Source organism: Crocosphaera sp. (assembly GCF_030064895.1).
Lineage (GTDB): Bacteria > Cyanobacteriota > Cyanobacteriia > Cyanobacteriales > Microcystaceae > Crocosphaera.
The window spans coordinates 45,108-63,144 of the sequence record NZ_JASJEB010000063.1; the positions used below are offsets into that span (position 1 = coordinate 45,108).

Sequence of the window (18,037 nt, forward strand, 5' to 3'; positions counted from 1 at the left end):
TTATGTGTTTGGATTGGAGGCAGAGGATTGATTTAAAAATGGAGACAGATAAGCCACTAATACCCCTAGTGCAAATCCCATAACATTGCGGAATAAAGGCAACCAATCAGAAGTTCTAGTGACTACTGGACCAATACCAAAGGCAATAAAGAGAATGCCCCATAACGGTGAAATAATCAGAACCCATTGCCAAGCAAACACTTGATCCGATTTACGGGGAATTCCTGCAAAGCCAAAGACCAAACCACCGACAATCGAGGTAATCAAAGTAAGAATCCATTGCTCTCTCGGTAAACCAGGGACAACTCCACAACCTCCCTTGACTAAACACCCTTTAACTGTGCCTAGTGAGTTCATAATAGAGCTATTTTCCCCATTTTCCCGTATATAATACATATTACCAAAACGGGCTTGTAATTCGATCCAGAAAGTTCTTGGTAGTAAGTCATAAACGTCGTCTCCAATACTAAAGGAGAGGAGATTACCCCCACGGGAATCAGCCACTAAGAGGATACTTTTGTCATCTAAACCCCAAAAATTAATCACCGCACGACCGGGGGAGCGATCATATTGGGTTAAAACGCGGATTCTCCATCCGGTTTCCCCTTCAAAGGTTTCTATATCTTTAATTAAGGATTCTTCTACGCTATCGGGGAGAAAATTGGCTAAATCTACCACTGGAGTCACTTTATCTGGCAATAATTCCGGGTTATTGACTGCTAAGGCTGCTGAAGGGGAAGAAACTAAGATGAATAAGCCCAGAATACAGGCTACAAGAGAAGTTAACCAAGACTTTAAACCACGTTTTTGCATAAGATTTTACTAAGGTACCGATTGTCAACAATTAAATAAATATTAATCAATTTTACATTTGTTTACATTGTTTTGGGAATGGTTAAATTATGAAATCTCTTGATTGTCAGACTTTGTGTGCCTTGACTCCTATCGTTATAGCTGTCTGTGGGGCGGTAATTGTAGTGACAGCTATTATTGTTACGCAAACTTTATCAGTAGAAGTGGCCGCTGTTGGTTCAACGGCTTTTACTGCTTCTGCTGGCCTTGCTCAAAATCCTAAACATTAAAATCAGGACATGGGAAATAGCAATGGACAAAAAGGTTTCTGTTGATAATCCTGGATGGGTATCAATAAACAAATAGTCCAAGTGGAGGGTTTTAACCAACCGACGAAAACCATCATTCATCAACTTGACATCGTAGCTGCTGTTTAAAATGCGGGCAATATCATCAGCTTGCACACTCGAATAAATATGTAGGGGTCAACGGTTGTTGACCCCTACAAAAATTTTTATATTAGATGGCGGGAGGCGGATTTGAACCACCGACCTTCGGGTTATGAGCCCGACGAGCTACCAGACTGCTCTATCCCGCGTCGCCTTTATTAGTATAACAACAAGTTACGGAAAATTGCAAGGGGTTTGTCAAAAAAAAATGAGATTCCTTGTACCTGGGAATGACAGTGAGCAGTGAATACGGATAACTGATAACTGATAACTGATATAAAATTTGTTTGATTTGGGTACTTTATGAATGACAGTTAAGTTTCCTAACCTGTATCAGCATGAGCCGTTTTATGAATAGACAAAATCAAAACCTATCTTCTCAGTATCCTTCTATAACCCTGCTTAGAGCCTTGCTGCAAACAAATAAACAACAAGGGTTTACCTTAATTGAATTATTAGTTGTAGTTATTATTATAGGTGTTTTAAGTGCGATCGCTCTACCGCAAACTATGGGTATGATCGGACGTAGTAGAGAGTCAGAAGCAAAAAATTTAATGGGGGCGATAAATCGCGCTCAACAAGCTTATTTTAAGGAAAAAGCTGACTTTGCTACAAGTACTCAGCAGTTAGAGGTTCCTGTGGGTAATGAAAAATATTACACTGTTTTTCTTCATCAACTTAATAGTGTTACGGTTGGAGGTTTACAAGGAGCAAAAGGAAAAGATAATCAAGTAAATGGAACCCGAGACTATATAGCAGGAGTGAGTTATGACTCTATAAATAGGATTTATGACTCAGTGGTTTGTCGTTCCACTGATAAGAACAATCAATATAACATTCTTGGTTTAACAGCAACTAATACTACAACTGGAACCGGGACAGTTACCGGTATAATAGTAGGAACACAAGCGCAATGTGATCCTACTGTGGCATTGGAAGCACTGCGATAATTTTAGAAATAAATGTTATTACCAGTCCAATAAGGTGAACTAATTACTAATAGTAAACTAACATACATTCCCCATAATAAAACAGCAATAAATTGGGAATTGCGTCGAACAATTAAAGTAGAGGTAATACCCCAAGTTAAAGTAACTGTTATCAAAGTTAAAACTAAGAATAAACGATCAGATAATAAAGTGAAATCGAACTCATTTAAAACTAAAGCGAAAGGAAAATCAAAAACAACGAAAAGACTAATAATACTTGCTACGGCTGACAGACTTAATAAAATCATCCACCAAGATTTAGGATAGGAAAGATCATGAGGCAAATAATTACTTTCATGAAGGATCATGCCACTAGCCAAAGCTAAAGCTGGACAAAAAGGCAAAAGATAACTCATAGTATCCAGGGGCAGTATAACAATAATTGCCCCATAACAAGCAGCCCAAACTAGTATTAATTTAGCCCATCCCCAGTTGAGAGATTGCCAAGCAAATCTGAGTCCATAACAGGCAAATATAAGCCAAGGCCAACAATATTTAATAATAGCTAGAGGATAATAGGTTAAGGATACAAAAAAGTCATGTAAACCTCTTTGAAAAGAGTGGAAAAAAATGTCAGTTAAAAAAGCATTTCCATAGACCAACCATTCCATCCAATACCAAGTTAAAGCTGGTAAAATACCCAGAGAAACACCCATCCAAAAATAGATAGAACTTAAAAGTCTGGGGGTATCCCAAGCCAAAAAAACCATTAAGGTAATTGTCAATAAACAAGCAATTAATCCTTGAGTTAAGAATAACCCACTTAAACTTAAACCAAGTGCCAAAGACCAACGAAAATCACGACGGGAACGTAATACACATAATACGGTGAGAATTGACCAAAATAGGACAATTCCATCTAAAGTAGCTAGACGACTGCAACGAACCACCGGAAATAACATCAAGTAAACTAAAGCACTCAATACAGACGGTCGCCAGAGGACAAAAATTTCCCGTGCTACTGCATACAATAAGGGGACAGAAAACGAGGCAAATATCGCTCCCACTAAACGAAGACTTCCAGGGTGTAACTCCCCTTGACCATTGTTTAGGGTCAATAAAAATAGCCCTAAGACGGGATGTTGATGATAGGGTTGACCTTGAAGGGTGGGAAATAGCCAGTCTCCTGATAAAAAGGATGTTTGTGCCATTTCTGTAACCAGTTGGCTGATAATGCGTTCTGAGTCCAAGAGGGGGGAACCATTGAGGTTAGATGTAAATAGAATGAGGGCGATACCTAACAAACCTGCCCAAGAATAAATATTGCGCCAAGTATCGCTATGTGGGTGTAAAGATTGTAAAGGATGCCAAGTAAATGTGTTTGAGTTCATAGGTTTGAGAATTTCTTATCGATCAATTCTAAAGTAGTTAGCATTGAACAGTTACCAGTTTAATGCTAAAAACAGAAGTTTTAAGGCAATTGTCATTTGCATAGATTAAACATTAAAATTACCTGACTTCCCACCCCTCCCACACTACCCACACTCCCCCAACCGAAATATTGAGACATCCCATTGAAAAGTTATCTTAACTATGGCAGTGCTATATTAAGAGACGGATTGATTAATGGCGATCGCCTCATAAAAAAATATGTTTGGTTTTTTGTCTTCTCTCAAGCGTCCTGTTCAAAAAAACTTAAAAAATCTTACTTTAGGAACCCTGGCAGCTATTTTAACTGTGTTGCCTGTCTATGCACAATCAAGACTTGTTTTCATTTATCCTCCCATTAATTTATCTTTGGGAATTGATTCGTTGGAACTGTTTGCTAATGAAGGGGTGATTAATAGGGAATTAGCTTATTATATGAATTTGGCCGGGGTGAATGACGAAGAAAAAGAGGCGTTTCGACAAGCTTTACTGAAAAAAGTGGATCTTAACCCCGTACAAGTGTCTCGTTTCTTCAATAGTCCTATGGGACAAGAACTGTTACACCGAGTTGGTCACTTATTTTCTATTCAAGGGGGACGCAATGGACTGTATCCTATTAGAGGAGCGATGGTTCAAGCTGCTTTTGACGAAGAAGGATTAACTTTACTGAATTTTCTGCGTTATTTGCCGGTTAATATGCAGTTTAACCTGGAAGAAATTCTCAGGGCGGCTAATTATCTAGAACTGTTGGGACAGGGAACTAATGCTATTGTCACGGAAATGAAATCTATCTCTGCTCAAACGAGGGAACGGGAGACTGTCCCCAACTTTAGCAATATCAGAGATATTCGCCAACGGGGAGATTATGGGGTTGCACCTTCCCGTAGAGTGAGATTATTCGATGAGAGTCGCCAACGGGAGTTTGATGTGGTGTTGGTACAACCGCAACGATGGCGAGAAGGCAAAACCCCTGTGGTCGTTTTTTCCCACGGTTTAGCTTCTAGTCCGGAAGATTTTGAAGAGGATGTCGAACAGTTGGCTTCCTATGGTTATGTAGTGGCTTTACCGCAACATCCTGGTAGCGATTTTAATCAGCTTCAAGAAATGTTACAAGGGTTTTCTCGGGAGATTGTTAAAGTCGATGAATATGTTGATCGTCCTTTAGATGTGAGTTATGTAATTGATGAATTAGAAAGACGAAATAGTAGGGAATTTGGAGGACGTTTAGACCTGAATAATGTTGGTGTCATGGGTCATTCTTTTGGGGGATATACTGCTTTGGCTTTAGCAGGAGCAAAGTTAGATTTTGATACATTAGAAGAGATTTGTGGACGGAATTTATGGGGACCAAATTTGTCTTTACTGTTACAATGTCGGGCTTTAGAATTACCTCGCAAAGACTATAATTTTCGAGATGAACGAATTACTTCTGCTTTGGTTATTAATCCTGTTACTAGCGCAGTTTTTGGGGCAACAGGACTTTCTCAAGTAAGTATTCCTGTTTTTTTAGCAGCCGGAAGCAGTGATCCAGCAACGCCAGCAGCAATTGAACAGTTACAAGCTTTTGTTTGGATTAATACGGATGATAAATACTTTGCTTTAGTAGAAGGACAAGCCCATGTTAATTTTTCTAAGTTGGATGCACAAATGAAAGCGGTATTGAATTCTTTACCAGATTTAAGTATTCCTAATCAACAAGTAATTGACACTTATGGTAATGCTTTTTTAGTGGCTTTTGCTGAGGTTTATGTTGCTGAGAATGAGGAGTTTCGTCCTTATTTAACGTCTAGTTATGCCAAGTATATTAGTAGGGAACCTAATCCTCTTCATCTAGTTCAAGATGATGCAGAAATTACTTTTGGTGAGTTATTTAATCGCAAAAAACCTGCTAGAAATCGACCTATTTTCCCCCGTAATATTATTCCTAGTGATGACTAATTTAACCCCTTCTGTCTATTTTATTGGTGCTGGTCCTGGTGATCCAGATTTATTGACTTTAAAGGCATACAAAATTATTACCAAAGCTGATGTTATTTTGTATGCTGATTCTTTGGTTCCGAAGCAAGTTTTACAAGATGTTCGTGATGATTGTGAGTTAATTGCCACAGGAAATAAAACCCTGGAATCTATCATGAGAATAATGATTGATCGGGTTATAAATAATAAATCTGTGGTGCGTCTTCATTCAGGTGATTTAACTTTATATAGTGCGATAAATGAACAAATTTCAATACTTTTGCGAGAAAAGATTGAGTTTAAATTAATACCAGGAATTAGTGCATTTCAGGCAGCAGCAGCGAAAATAGGCACAGAATTGACTATTCCTGATCTAGTTCAGACAATTATTTTAACTCGTGTTAGTGGTAGTGCTTCTCAAGTTCCTGATGCTGAAAAATTAGAAAGTTTGGCAGCACATCAATCTAGTTTGTGTTTATATTTAGCTGCCCGCCATGTTAGAAAATCTCAAGAAAAATTATTGCAATATTATCCTGCTAATACCCCTGTTGCTATTTGTTTCCGTATTGGTTGGCCCGATGAAAAAATACTCATTGTTCCTTTGGAAACAATGGCAGAAGTTACTGAAGAAGAAAACTTAATTAGGACAACTTTATATCTTATTAGTCCTGCTTTAAATACTGAGGAAAATTATCGTTCTCAACTTTATCATCCTCAACATAATCATTTATTTCGACCTCATAACCGATGACGTGATGTTTATATTGTCGAGGTTAACGACCGGTAACCCTTTAAAAAATTGCTATTAATTTGTTAAAGTAAAAGCAAAGAAAATTTTCACCCTATCCATTTAGCATGGAACTTCTTTGTACTCGTCCAGGATGTCCTGATCCTGAAAATTCATTTGCTGATCTTGATGATCCTTCCAAGTTGAAAACTGTACAACAAAAATATTGTACCAGTTGCGGAATGCCTCTTATTTTAGGTGGTCGTTATTTACCGTCTAAGTTGTTAGGAAAAGGGGGGTTTGGTGCGGCATTTTTGGCGAAAGATCGCTTTACCCCTACTATGCGTTCCTGTGTGGTGAAACAGTTTCAACCTGAAGGAAACTTGAATACGCAAGCTTTGGCTACTGCTCAACAATTATTTGAAAGAGAAGCTATTATTTTAGAAGATTTAGGTAGTAAACATCCGCAAATTCCTCGGTTATATGCCTTTTTCCCTTTGATAGTTCCTAATCATATTACTAAGGTAGAAGAACAGTTTTTTTACTTGGTTCAAGAATTTATTGATGGAGAAGATTTAGAAACAGAACTAGGGAAAAATGGGGTTTTTATGGAAAGAAAAATTATAGAAGTTCTCCACGAAATTTTATTGATTTTACAGTTTGTCCATGATAATAATTGTATTCACCGTGATCTTAAACCTTCTAATATTATGCGAGATAAAGAAGGTCGTTTATATTTATTAGATTTTGGTGCGGTTAAACAAGTTACTGCTAGTGCAGGAAACCCTCAAAAAAATTCAACAGGAATTTTTACTGCTGGATTTGCTCCCCCTGAACAAATGCAGGGATCTGCGGTTTATCCAGCAACAGATTTATATGCTTTGGCGACAACTTGTTTGAATTTATTAACAGGAAAATCTCCAAAAGAATTATATGATTCTTATAATAATTGTTGGAATTGGAAACCTGATGTTCCTAATATTAGTGGTGGTTTAGCTAACATATTAGATAGATTATTGTTACCCAGTCCTAGCGATCGCTTTCAAAGTGCATCGGAGGTGTTACAAGCTTTACATTCAGTCCAATCTCAAGGGGTTTATTCTAGTCCTAAAACGTTAATTCAAACTACACCAAATCCCCCTATTTCTTCTGTACCTTCTACCTCTCCACCAACTATTTCTGTTCCTAATCCTATTCCTAATCCTTCTCCTATTATTCCTAGTTCTAAAAAGAATTTTTCTAGTGTAGACTTAATCATTTATTCAGGGTTTAATGGATTTGAAGGGGCGATCCTAGTTTTGCTTTTAAAAAAATTTCTTTTTGCTCCAGGAATTATCATAGGATGTATGATAATTAGTGTTCTTATTTATCTTCAATATCGAGGTGTTTTAGATAAAAAAGATTTATTAATTATTGGAACAATAACAGTATGTGTATTGATGATTTCTTTATTTTTTGGCGGTTTAGCATTGGAATCTATTTTATTTTTATTAATGTCAGGATTATTGGTAGGAGCAGGTTTAATAGCAGTTTTATCACTGTTTAAATTGATTTATAAACTACTTTCTACTATTTTATAATGTTTGAAAAGGATAAAAATTTGATGAACGGTAAAGTATATTTAGTGGGTTCTGGAATCGGAAATATTAATTATTTAACTCTGAAAGCTTATCATCTTTTATCCCAAGCTGAAGTGTTAATATATGATGCTTTGGTTGATAATAATTTGCTTGATTTAGTGCCTGAAAATTGCCTAATGATTAATGTTGGTAAAAGAGGCGGTCAACCCAGTAGCAAACAAAATAAAATTAATTATTTATTGATTAATTACTGTTTACAAGGCAAACAAGTTGTCAGGTTAAAAAGTGGAAATCCTGCAATTTTTGGCCGTATTAATGAAGAAATTAATGCCTTACAAGATGCTAATTGTAACTATGAATTAGTGCCAGGTATTTCCTCAGCTTTAGCTGCTCCCCTATTGACAGGAATACCTTTAACTGATAAAAAAATAAGTAAATGTTTTACTGTTTTGACAGGACATCAACCGGAATTATTAAATTGGCAAGCTTTAGCCAAAATAGATACATTAGTTATTTTAATGGGGACAAGAAATCTTGAGAAAATAGTTAATTATTTAATCAATAACGGGCGATCACCTAATGAACCTATTGCCATTATTCAAAATAGTGGAAGTGAACAAGAAAAAGTTTATCTAGGTACATTAAATACTATAATAGAACAAGTATCAGGACTATCTTTGTCTCCAGCTATTATTGTTATTGGAAACGTCATTAATTTACGCTATATGTCTTCATATTCAACCCTTCCTTTAGCCCAAAAAACAGTATTAATTACCCGTGCAAAAGAACAATCTAGTCAGTTTAGTTTACTCTTACAACAACAGGGTGCAAACACCATAGAAATGCCAGCATTAGAAATTTTTCCCCCGTCGTCTTGGGAAGAATTAGATTTAGCTATTGAAACCTTATCTTCCTTTGATTGGTTAATTTTAACTTCAGCTAATGGGGTTAACTTTTTCTTTCAGAGGTTACGAGAATTAGGTAAAGATATGCGCGTTTTAGGTAATATTAAAATTGCCGTAGTAGGGAAAAAAACTGCCTCTTGTCTACAAAAATATCATCTCACCCCTGATTTTATTCCCCCTAACTTTATTGCCGATCAATTAATTGACCATTTTCCTGAAAATTTAAGCCATCAAAAAATATTATTTCCCCGTGTAGAAACAGGAGGAAGAGAAATCTTAGTCAAAGAATTACAAAAACAAGAAGCTAATATTATTGAAGTTCCTGCCTATCAGTCAGGATGTCCAGAAAAGATTGATGTACAAGCATGGGAAGCTTTACAAAATAAACAAGTTGATATTATTACCTTTGCCAGTTCTAAAACCGTAAAAAACTTTTATCAACTCTTAGAAAGAGCCATCAATACCAACAATAAAACAGATATCTTATCCCTTTTAGATAATATTTGTCTTGCCTCCATTGGACCCCAAACCTCAAAAACTTGTTATGAATTATTAGAAAGAGTTGATCTAGAAGCAAAAGAATATACCTTAGAAGGATTAACTAAAGAAATAGTTAAATATTTTAGTTAATATTGTAGGGGTCAACGGCAGTTAACCCCTATGGAAATGTATCGCTTAATTTCTACATTTTTCCCCTAATCTTCCCTAAAAACTTACCCATTGTTCCCTTATTTTTGGGACTGACATCCCTAAAAACAAGACCTATGCTGAACATAGAGAAAGTATTAGGAGGGAACCAAAAATGTTAACACTTAACCTGAAAAAAACCGGGTTTTCCACGCTAAGTGCATTTTTAGTTGCTATTACCACCACCACATCATTATTACCCTTAACCACCGTTTCCGCTCAACCTTTGCCTAACCCTAACCCCACCACAACAGACACTTATCGGGTTCGTATTCCCCAAGGAACGTTACTCCCTGTTATTTATCCTCAATCACAACAAATTCGTGTTAAACAAGGAGAATATTTACCCCTAGAATTGCAAATATCCAGCAATCTACGGGATAGCAATGGTAGTCTCTTAATTCCTGCTGGTACAAGAATTAGGGGCCAACTCGAACCCACTCGAGAAGGAACTCGGTTTGTAGCACGGGAAATGGTGCTTAATAATCAATGGGTTCCCCTGGATGCTACCTCTCAAGTGGTTTCTCGCACCGAAACCGTAAACGAAGGGGCAACCGTTGCTAATATCTTATCAGGAACCTTTGCTGGTGCTGGTACAGCTACTATTGTGGCAGGAACAACAGGCGATCGCAGAATTGACCCCTTAGAAGTATTAGGGGGTGCGGCCTTAGGAACCCTCTTAGGATGGGGTTTACCGGAAGGTCAAATTATTGGAGGTGGAGAACATCAAGAATTGGTTATCGATCCCAACCGTGATCTTACCTTAACTCTTAATTCCGATCTATCCCTTATTGCCAACTCTTCAAGACAACAACAAATAAGTCCCTATGGTCGCGCTTTTAATGTTAATCGTTAACTCGTTTTTCAGTGTGAGGAGTGTTTTTTTTCATAGCATTTTGGGAACATTAATAATAGTAGAGTTGTCGTTCCCTGAACTTACTTATGAAACCAATTGGATCAATTATATTAGTTTTAGGATTAATTTTTGTTGCTGCTGGGGATAGTTTCTTACCCAAACCCCTAAGTACCGTTAGCAAAAATACCCGTACCTATGTTAATAATATTTTCCTGAGTTTTACTCCAGATACCGATTTTGAGAGACCTAGTAAGCAAAGGGAAGCACAAGTGGACGATTTGGAAGGAAAAGCTCGAGGAAAAAGTGATTGACTTGGAGAAAAACCTAACCACCACAACCAACAGTGAGTTTCTTCTGATGTTTTTCTGGCGATCACATATCTTCTGAGAAATAATACTATTGCGCAACAGTTAGAAACCCGATATTTTTCAGAAGATCAATATATAGCTGAGAAACAAACTCGAAAAACCCTATCCGTTTATACGGTAGGGTTTTCTAGGGATATTAGGATAAAATATCCTGTTTCTTTAACCTTCTTTTAACCAGCTAAACATCGCCCGTAAGTCTTTACCTACTTCCTCGATGGAGTGTTCTGCTTCTTGACGACGCATAGCAGTAAACCCGGGTTTACCGGATTGATTTTCTAAGACAAATTCCCGTGCAAATTGACCGGATTGAATTTCTGAAAGAATTTGTTTCATTTCGGCGCGAGTTTCATCGGTAACGATGCGAGGACCTCTTGTTAAGTCTCCATATTCTGCTGTATTAGAGATACTGTCACGCATTTTTGCTAGTCCACCCTCTACAATCAAATCTACAATTAATTTGACTTCGTGGAGACATTCAAAATAGGCTAATTCTGGCTGATAACCAGCGTTCACTAGAGTTTCAAACCCGGACTTGATCAATGCGGATAAACCACCACAGAGGACCACCTGTTCTCCAAATAAGTCTGTTTCCGTCTCTTCTCTAAAGGTGGTTTCCAGAATACCGGCACGGGTTCCACCGATACCTTTAGCATAGGCCATGGCGCGATCGCGGGCTTGTCCACTGGCATCTTGATAAACGGCGAATAAACAGGGAACGCCCTCCCCTTGTTCGTAGGTACGACGAACTAAATGGCCCGGTCCTTTTGGAGCAACCATAACCACATCTACGGTTTCGGGGGGAACGATCTGACCAAAGTGAATATTAAAGCCATGAGCGAAGGATAATACCTTACCGTCTCTTAAGTTGGGTTCAATTTCTTCTTTGTAAATCGTTTTTTGCACCTCATCCGGTAACAAAATCATGATCCAATCAGCAGCACTAGCAGCTTCGGCCACACTGAGAACTTTTAACCCTGCCTCTTCAGCCTTTTTTCGTGACTTACTACCTGGATACAGCCCCACTACCACATTGATGCCACTATCTTTTAAATTGAGGGCGTGGGCATGACCTTGGGAACCGTAGCCAATGATCGCCACGGTTTTACCTGCCAATAGATCAAGGTTGGCATCTGCGTCGTAATACATCCGAGCCATGAGGCTGTCTCCTAATTTTCTTACAAACTCTCCGTTATATAATGTATAAGCCCTAAGGTGCTAATTTGGGGATTTTGTAATCTTTACTTTTGTTTTTAGCTAGGATTGACCCACATTAGGGTTTGACCGTATTCCACTGGTTCCCCGTTGGTAACAGCTATTTCCATCACCTCTCCAGTGACCTCTGCTTCGATTTCGTTCATCAGCTTCATCGCTTCAATAATACAAACTGTTTGGGTATTACCGACACGATCGCCCACTTCCACAAAGGGGGGTTCATCTGGTGCAGGAGCGCGATAAAAGGTTCCTACCATTGGGGAGGTAATAGCAACCCATTCCTTGTCTGTGGGAGAGGGAACCGGTTCGGGGGGTGGGGTTGGTGTGGCAGGAACAGAAGGGGGTATGACCACTTCTGGGGTAGTTGCTATAGGGGGTTGAGTGGTGGCCGTTTTTGTTACGTCTCGTCGGACTGTTAACTCAAAGGTTTCTGTTTTTAAGCTGACTTCGGCAATATCGGTGTGAGCGATCGCCCCTAATAACTCTCGTAGTTCGTTAAAATTAATTGACACAAATTATCCATCCCATAATCATTGATTGACACTTCCTCTTAGGTTTCTCGGCCTAAATAGGAACCATCACGGGTATCTACTTTGATTTTTTCCCCAATGGAAATAAACAAGGGAACCATTACTTGCGCCCCAGTTTCCACCGTAGCAGGTTTCGTTCCTCCAGTTGCTGTGTCTCCTTTAACTCCCGGATCGGTATCTATTACTTCTAGGAAAACGGAGGTGGGTAGTTGTACCTCTAAGACGGTCTCGTTCCAGAAGAGAACATCAGCTTCCATTTCCTCTTTGATGTAGTTGACCGTTGTTCCCATTTGGTCAGGGTTTAAACGCACTTCTTCATAGGTTTCCATATCCATAAAGACGTATTGTTCTCCATCTTTATAGGTATGTTGCATGGTGCGTTTTTCTAAGTTGGCCTGGGGAACAGTTTCTCCTGCACGGAACGTCTTCTCCACCACGCTTCCGGTTTGAGCATTTTTTAGTTTGGTTCGCACAAAAGCCGAACCTTTACCGGGTTTAACGTGCAGAAATTCAACAACGCGCCACACTGAACCATCTAATTCAATGCTAGTCCCAGTCCGAAAATCGTTACTAGAAATCATGAAAGGGTTTTAGAGCTTATAAATTCCAGATTTATTCTACAAGAGTTTGGAACATTTAACCGTTATTTAGTCACTATATTTAACATCTTTTTGATTATTGTCTTATCTAAGATGATCTGAGAAAAATTGTTGGGTTTTTTCCCAAGCATCGGCGGCCGCTTCTGGGTTATAACGTTCCCCTGATGGGTTGGCAAAAGCGTGATTAGCGTTGGGATAGATATATACGTCAACTTCTTTGTTAAGAGACTGCAAGGCCATTTCAAATTTTTTAACGGTTTCGGGAGATGGCCTTTGATCTAACTCGCCAAAAATCCCTAAAATGGGCATTTCCAGGGCTTTTAGTACCTCTGGATTGGTTTCTAATTCTCCCCCATAGTAGATAACCGCAGCATCCAGGGTTTTAGGGAATAATAAGGCGGTTTGCAAGGATAAACTACCCCCGAAACACCATCCAATAGAAGCGATGGTTGGGACGTTTTTTTCTTGGTCTAAATACTCATAGGCTAAGGTAAGATTTTCTCGCAGGCGATCGCGATTATTTCTGGCTTCGGTGACTAATTCTCTGGCTTTTTCGGGTGTTTCGGCTGCTTCTCCGCCATACATATCTACGGCTAAGGCTGTATAACCCAGTTCTGCTATTTTACGGGTCATGGCTTTGATATTATCGTTGAGTCCCCACCATTCATGGATGACAATAATTCCGGGTAAGGGGCGATCGCTGTTTTGGGGAGAGGCCAAATAACCTGCGATCGCTTCTCTTCCTAAGGTTCCGTAAGTTACCATCTCTGCGCTAACACCATCATTTTCGGTTGGTGCTTGGGTTAAAATATGGGTAGGTATGGGTCGCTCATTTTGATGAACTTGCCACATATAATCTGCATAATTATCTTGAGGAGGTAACTGTGTATCTGTAGCAAACAGATTTGATTGCCACCCAATTATCACTAAAAAGGTTCCTAAAAGCAGTGCAATAAATAAACGCATAGATAACATTGATAAATAACATTTTTAAGTTATCATAACTTTTAAAAAATTGCCTGTACAAATTATTATATTAGTTATCAATTCTCACTTTTTAATTAACATTGACTCAACAAGATACTCATATTCAACAAACTCGTGCTAGTCTTCAACAAGCTTTATCCTGGTATACTAGCGTCCGTCGTCATTGGAATTATCCGCCAAATTTAGAACTTCAAGCTGCTGTAAAACAAGATTTACAAGCGTTAAAATCTTCTTTAGATAAAATAGAAAATAATGTTATTAAAATTGCTACCTTTGGCTTAGTAAGTCGGGGAAAATCTGCTGTTATCAATGCCTTAATGGGTCAAAATATTCTCGAAAGTGGGCCGATTCATGGGGTAACAAAATGGCCTCAATCTGTTCGTTGGACTCCTCCTAGTAGTAAGATTAAAGTTGAGTTTATCGATACTCCTGGATTAGATGAAATTGATGGCAGAGAACGGGAAATTATGTCTCGAAATATTGCCGATGAAGCAGATTTAATTTTATTTGTGATTTCTGAGGATATTACTCGCAGCGAATATGAGGCATTATTAGAGCTAAAAAAAGCCCTAAAACCTATTATTTTAGTCTTTAATAAAATTGATCTCTATCCTGATAAAGATATACAAACGATTTATGAACAATTACAGAAAATTGGACTAAGTTCTAATATTGACGAGAAATTATTGATTGCTGCTGAAGATATTGTTAGGGTGGCAGCTTCTCCTAAACCTATACCTATTTTAGTTAAATATCCTGATGGCAAAACAGCAGAGGAATGGGAAATACCTCCAGCAATAATTGATGAATTGAGAAACAAAATTTTGTTTCTTTTAAATCAAGAGGGAAAATCTTTATTATGTTTAAATGCTTTGCAAAAAGCGAAAAAAGCAGAGGAAAATATTGCTAGAAAAACAGTAGAAAATAGAAAAAAAGAAGCAGAAGAAATTATTTGGAAATATGTTAAATATAAGTCGGTTGCAGTTGCTGTTAACCCTATCGCTTTTCTGGATATTATGGGAGGAAGTGTAACAGATTTAATTTTAATTCGTTCTTTAGCTAGATTATACGGACTACCAATAACTAATCATGAAGCAGGAAAATTATGGCGCAAAATTTTGTTAAGTTCTGGAGGTTTATTATTGGGAGAAATTGCAACAGGTTTAATCTTGGGGTTAGGAAAAACAGCTTTAGCAGTGTCGAGTTTTATAGAAAATCCTGCTATTTTAACGACTTATGGAAGTACAGCTATCATGCAAGGTGGTTTCGCAGCTTATGGGACTTATATTATTGGTAAAGCAGCACAAGAATATTTAGAAAAAGGATGCAGTTGGGGAGATATTGGACCGAGTATGGTCATTAAAAATATTATTAATCAAGTTGATCCTAATACTATTATTTATCGTTTACAAATAGATGATTAAAATTAATGTATTATTATCTATTTTTACTCAATAAATATTATTCAAAAAAACGATCAATTCGTCATTTACTTCAGCGCTTATTTCAGCAATTTCTCTAATTTAGAGTATTATTTAATACTAATATTTTGGTTTATGATCATAAGTATATCAGAAATTAATTCGTTAAAACCTCCTGAAATTATAAAGATAATCAACAACTCAGTTCAAAAATACTGAACTGTTCTATACAGAGAAAAAACGATTTTTTATTATTTTTCATGGACTATTGTTGTTGTATTGAACAATTTTGCAAAGAAATAGTAATAAAGTCTTGTCCCGTAATACGCGATCTCAGTGGTTTTTTATTTTCAGGGTGTAAGTCAATTTTAAGTGAACTAAAATCACGAGGTTTGTTATTATTCTTGCGTTCTTTCTTACGTTCTTCTAAAAAATTTAGTATTCTATTGATAGAAATAATTATATACTTAATAAATCAGAACATAAACTCTCATATTTATACTAGATATTTAAAATAAATTTAGCGATAGTAAAGTAAACAAAAATTCCCAAAATATCCACAACAGTAGTAATAAATGGTGCAGACATCAAAGCAGGATCAAATCCCATTTTCTTGAAAAGAAAGGGTAAAGCTGCACCTGTTGTTGCTGCAATGATTGTAATCGCAATTAAACTAAATCCTACGGTTAAACCTATTTCTAGTTTACCCAATAATAGGAAAATTAAAACAATAACAAAGATAGCTAAAATAATTCCTAATAATCCCCCCGTGATTAACTCTTTAATAATAATAGGAAAAGGTTTCTTATCTCTTAATTCATCTGTGCTTAAACCTCGAATAATAACAGTAGATGATTGTGCGCCAACATTTCCTCCCGCATCAATTAATAATGGAGTAAAGAAAGCTAAAGTAACAACTTCTTCTAATACTTCCTCAAAATTACTCATTAAAAAGACAGTCACAGAATTAGTAACTAATAAAATCAGTAACCAAGGAATCCGTTTTTTAGTAACCTTATAAAAGCCTAATTTAAAGTAATTTTCGTCTTCTTCTGCTGCTTCAATAGCACCCATTTTATAAATATCTTCCGTTGCTTCTGCTTCCAAAATATCAATAACATCATCAACAGTAACCACCCCTAATAAATTCTCATCTTGATCAACAATAGGTAAAGCAATTAAATCATATCTTTGAATTAATTTAGCAACCTCTTCTTGATCCGTATTAGTATAAGCATAAATAATATTTGTGGTCATAATTTCTGAAATAATTGTCTCTGGATTAGCGATAATTAAATCTTTTAATGATAATGTCCCCCTCAACTTTTTACTATCATCAGTAACGTAAATATAATAAGCAACTTCGATTTCATTAGCGAGATTTCTAATTTTAGTTTGTGCTTCGGTAACTGTAATATTTTCTTTCACATAAATATATTCAGGAGTCATAATTCTCCCGGCTGTATTGGCAGCATAACCCAACAATAAAGCATTAAATTCCCTTTCTTGTGGGGTTAATTGTGCCACCAAATTTCTCACTAATTGAGGGGGTAACTCATCCAATAACTTAACCCTCTCATCAGGAGACATATTATTAATTATTTCCACCGCTTCTGTGTCTTTAAAATCTTCAATTAGTGATTGCTGAGTTGCTTTATCTAAATATTTATAAACTTCAATCGCTTCCTGTTTCTTTAATAGTCGAAAAGCAATAATTTGCATAGTTTTTGGCAAATCAGCGATCGCCTCAGCAATATCAACAGAAGCAACAGGAATTAATAAAGTTTTCGCAGCTTCATAATTTTTAGCTTCTAAAAATATTAATAATTGCTTGTTAATAACATCTCTTAAATTACTCCTTGACCCTTGAGAAAAATCCACCACTCTATCATTCATAACTTAATTAACGAGAGAAGATAAACAACTCAAAGATTATATCAAATATTCTTTAGAAAAAATACGCCTTGTATTAAGCAATACATCAACGTCATTAGTCAATTGACAACTTGCTAACTATCTTTACTTAATAAATATTCTAGAGATATTTTAGAAATTAAGGGATGGTGAAATCTCAGATAAACTATTATTATGAGAATCAGATTTTTGAATCCTCTTACTGACAGAAGAGTTAACGAAGTCAGAAGTTCCTCACTACATTCCGGCTCTAGCGAACAGAAGTTGTTTTTGAGACAGAGATTTCTGCTCTGTCTCAAAAACGGTTCGCCTTAAAAGGCGGGGCTTCAGACCCAATGATTTTCGGTGAAATGAGTGGCTTTTGATTTCTAACTTTTGACTTGTGAACTATGGAGCGTCAAATATCCGGAAAAGACTCAGAAAGCTATTTTTAGAACAGACTGAGGCACGGATATTTGTAGTAGTGCAGCCGCATTTGCGGAACGAAACCGTAGTGTCTTTTTGGAGATCGCCATTGAAGGCGATCTCCGTCAAACAATATATAGGTTCTGTGTCTAGCAACGGAAAATTTACCGAGCTTAATTCTCAACCTCTTTAACCTAATGTCGGGCAGAATTCCCTTATCCACGCTTAGGTTAGGGATGAATGCCCGACCAGTAAACAAACTGCGAAGCATCCATATTCCAGAATCTTGTGT

16 protein-coding genes and 1 tRNA gene are annotated in these 18,037 nt (G+C 37.1%); 9 read left to right on the top strand and 8 right to left on the bottom strand.

What is annotated here, in order from left to right; translation table 11 throughout:
* Window positions 1–813 carry a TPM domain-containing protein gene (locus tag QNJ66_RS15140; protein ID WP_300508327.1) on the bottom strand — a complete coding sequence of 271 codons (813 nt, stop codon included), beginning with the start codon at window positions 811–813 and terminating at the stop codon, window positions 1–3.
* 89 nt (window positions 814–902) lie between these two features.
* On the opposite strand from QNJ66_RS15140, the gene QNJ66_RS15145 reads away from it, so the two are divergent.
* On the top strand, window positions 903–1,082 hold the full coding sequence (locus QNJ66_RS15145) for a hypothetical protein (RefSeq protein WP_300508329.1): 180 nt from the start codon (window positions 903–905) through the stop codon (window positions 1,080–1,082).
* Window positions 1,083–1,316: 234 nt separating this feature from the next.
* Here QNJ66_RS15145 and QNJ66_RS15150 read toward each other — a convergent pair.
* Window positions 1,317–1,390 (bottom strand) — tRNA-Met (locus QNJ66_RS15150).
* A gap of 201 nt (window positions 1,391–1,591) precedes the next feature.
* Between QNJ66_RS15150 and QNJ66_RS15155 the strand changes: the two genes are divergently transcribed.
* Entirely contained in the window at window positions 1,592–2,191 is a 600-nt protein-coding gene (locus tag QNJ66_RS15155) for a type IV pilin-like G/H family protein (protein WP_300508331.1), read from the top strand.
* A gap of 2 nt (window positions 2,192–2,193) precedes the next feature.
* Here the strand turns inward: QNJ66_RS15155 and QNJ66_RS15160 are convergent, their stop codons facing one another.
* Window positions 2,194–3,561 carry a glycosyltransferase family 39 protein gene (locus tag QNJ66_RS15160; RefSeq protein ID WP_300508333.1) on the bottom strand — a complete coding sequence of 456 codons (1,368 nt, stop codon included), beginning with the start codon at window positions 3,559–3,561 and terminating at the stop codon, window positions 2,194–2,196.
* Window positions 3,562–3,820: 259 nt separating this feature from the next.
* Here QNJ66_RS15160 and QNJ66_RS15165 point away from each other — a divergent pair, with 259 nt between their 5' ends.
* The 6 genes from QNJ66_RS15165 (at window position 3,821) to QNJ66_RS15190 (ending at window position 10,620) form a co-directional block, all read left to right on the top strand.
* Complete coding sequence (locus QNJ66_RS15165) at window positions 3,821–5,536, top strand: alpha/beta hydrolase (protein ID WP_300508335.1); 1,716 nt, start codon at window positions 3,821–3,823, stop codon at window positions 5,534–5,536.
* A complete protein-coding gene (gene cobM, locus QNJ66_RS15170) occupies window positions 5,529–6,305 on the top strand; it encodes a precorrin-4 C(11)-methyltransferase (RefSeq protein ID WP_300508337.1) in 777 nt (258 codons plus the stop codon). The genes QNJ66_RS15165 and cobM overlap by 8 nt, the downstream gene beginning before the upstream one ends.
* A 104-nt stretch (window positions 6,306–6,409) precedes the next feature.
* Window positions 6,410–7,861 carry a serine/threonine-protein kinase gene (locus tag QNJ66_RS15175; RefSeq protein ID WP_300508339.1) on the top strand — a complete coding sequence of 484 codons (1,452 nt, stop codon included), beginning with the start codon at window positions 6,410–6,412 and terminating at the stop codon, window positions 7,859–7,861.
* A 23-nt stretch (window positions 7,862–7,884) separates the two neighbouring features.
* Complete coding sequence (gene cobA / locus QNJ66_RS15180) at window positions 7,885–9,396, top strand: uroporphyrinogen-III C-methyltransferase (protein WP_300508341.1); 1,512 nt, start codon at window positions 7,885–7,887, stop codon at window positions 9,394–9,396.
* A 172-nt stretch (window positions 9,397–9,568) separates the two neighbouring features.
* Entirely contained in the window at window positions 9,569–10,309 is a 741-nt protein-coding gene (locus tag QNJ66_RS15185; protein WP_300508343.1) for a hypothetical protein, read from the top strand.
* Between the two features lie 86 nt (window positions 10,310–10,395).
* On the top strand, window positions 10,396–10,620 hold the full coding sequence (locus QNJ66_RS15190) for a hypothetical protein (RefSeq protein ID WP_300508345.1): 225 nt from the start codon (window positions 10,396–10,398) through the stop codon (window positions 10,618–10,620).
* Between the two features lie 216 nt (window positions 10,621–10,836).
* Here QNJ66_RS15190 and ilvC read toward each other — a convergent pair whose 3' ends face one another.
* From ilvC to QNJ66_RS15210, 4 genes are all read right to left on the bottom strand, one after another.
* Window positions 10,837–11,832, bottom strand: a complete 996-nt coding sequence (ilvC, locus tag QNJ66_RS15195) for a ketol-acid reductoisomerase (protein WP_300508347.1) — start codon at window positions 11,830–11,832, stop codon at window positions 10,837–10,839.
* A 95-nt stretch (window positions 11,833–11,927) separates the two neighbouring features.
* Window positions 11,928–12,401, bottom strand: a complete 474-nt coding sequence (gene accB, locus QNJ66_RS15200) for an acetyl-CoA carboxylase biotin carboxyl carrier protein (protein ID WP_300508349.1) — start codon at window positions 12,399–12,401, stop codon at window positions 11,928–11,930.
* Window positions 12,402–12,439: 38 nt separating this feature from the next.
* On the bottom strand, window positions 12,440–13,000 hold the full coding sequence (efp, locus tag QNJ66_RS15205; protein ID WP_300508351.1) for an elongation factor P: 561 nt from the start codon (window positions 12,998–13,000) through the stop codon (window positions 12,440–12,442).
* A 102-nt stretch (window positions 13,001–13,102) separates the two neighbouring features.
* On the bottom strand, window positions 13,103–13,984 hold the full coding sequence (locus tag QNJ66_RS15210; RefSeq protein WP_300508362.1) for a dienelactone hydrolase family protein: 882 nt from the start codon (window positions 13,982–13,984) through the stop codon (window positions 13,103–13,105).
* A 101-nt stretch (window positions 13,985–14,085) separates the two neighbouring features.
* On the opposite strand from QNJ66_RS15210, the gene QNJ66_RS15215 reads away from it, so the two are divergent.
* Window positions 14,086–15,429 carry a GTP-binding protein gene (locus tag QNJ66_RS15215; protein WP_300508353.1) on the top strand — a complete coding sequence of 448 codons (1,344 nt, stop codon included), beginning with the start codon at window positions 14,086–14,088 and terminating at the stop codon, window positions 15,427–15,429.
* A gap of 498 nt (window positions 15,430–15,927) precedes the next feature.
* Here QNJ66_RS15215 and mgtE read toward each other — a convergent pair whose 3' ends face one another.
* Window positions 15,928–17,322 (bottom strand): magnesium transporter, encoded by a 1,395-nt coding sequence (gene mgtE / locus QNJ66_RS15220; RefSeq protein ID WP_300508355.1) that lies wholly within the window; start codon window positions 17,320–17,322, stop codon window positions 15,928–15,930.
* Between the last annotated feature and the right edge of the window lie 715 nt (window positions 17,323–18,037).

Bases quoted from the DNA above. Each gene is read 5' to 3' on its own strand.
- QNJ66_RS15210 (WP_300508362.1), bottom strand. From the start codon at position 13,984: ATGCGTTTATTTATTGCACTGCTTTTAGGAACCTTTTTAGTGATAATT.
- ilvC (WP_300508347.1), bottom strand. From the start codon at position 11,832: ATGGCTCGGATGTATTACGACGCAGATGCCAACCTTGATCTATTGGCA.
- QNJ66_RS15155 (WP_300508331.1), top strand. From the start codon at position 1,592: ATGAATAGACAAAATCAAAACCTATCTTCTCAGTATCCTTCTATAACC.
- QNJ66_RS15165 (WP_300508335.1), top strand. From the start codon at position 3,821: ATGTTTGGTTTTTTGTCTTCTCTCAAGCGTCCTGTTCAAAAAAACTTA.
- cobA (WP_300508341.1), top strand. From the start codon at position 7,885: ATGAACGGTAAAGTATATTTAGTGGGTTCTGGAATCGGAAATATTAAT.
- cobM (WP_300508337.1), top strand. From the start codon at position 5,529: ATGACTAATTTAACCCCTTCTGTCTATTTTATTGGTGCTGGTCCTGGT.
- QNJ66_RS15145 (WP_300508329.1), top strand. From the start codon at position 903: ATGAAATCTCTTGATTGTCAGACTTTGTGTGCCTTGACTCCTATCGTT.
- QNJ66_RS15140 (WP_300508327.1), bottom strand. From the start codon at position 813: ATGCAAAAACGTGGTTTAAAGTCTTGGTTAACTTCTCTTGTAGCCTGT.
- QNJ66_RS15175 (WP_300508339.1), top strand. From the start codon at position 6,410: ATGGAACTTCTTTGTACTCGTCCAGGATGTCCTGATCCTGAAAATTCA.
- QNJ66_RS15160 (WP_300508333.1), bottom strand. From the start codon at position 3,561: ATGAACTCAAACACATTTACTTGGCATCCTTTACAATCTTTACACCCA.
- mgtE (WP_300508355.1), bottom strand. From the start codon at position 17,322: ATGAATGATAGAGTGGTGGATTTTTCTCAAGGGTCAAGGAGTAATTTA.
- QNJ66_RS15185 (WP_300508343.1), top strand. From the start codon at position 9,569: ATGTTAACACTTAACCTGAAAAAAACCGGGTTTTCCACGCTAAGTGCA.
- efp (WP_300508351.1), bottom strand. From the start codon at position 13,000: ATGATTTCTAGTAACGATTTTCGGACTGGGACTAGCATTGAATTAGAT.
- QNJ66_RS15190 (WP_300508345.1), top strand. From the start codon at position 10,396: ATGAAACCAATTGGATCAATTATATTAGTTTTAGGATTAATTTTTGTT.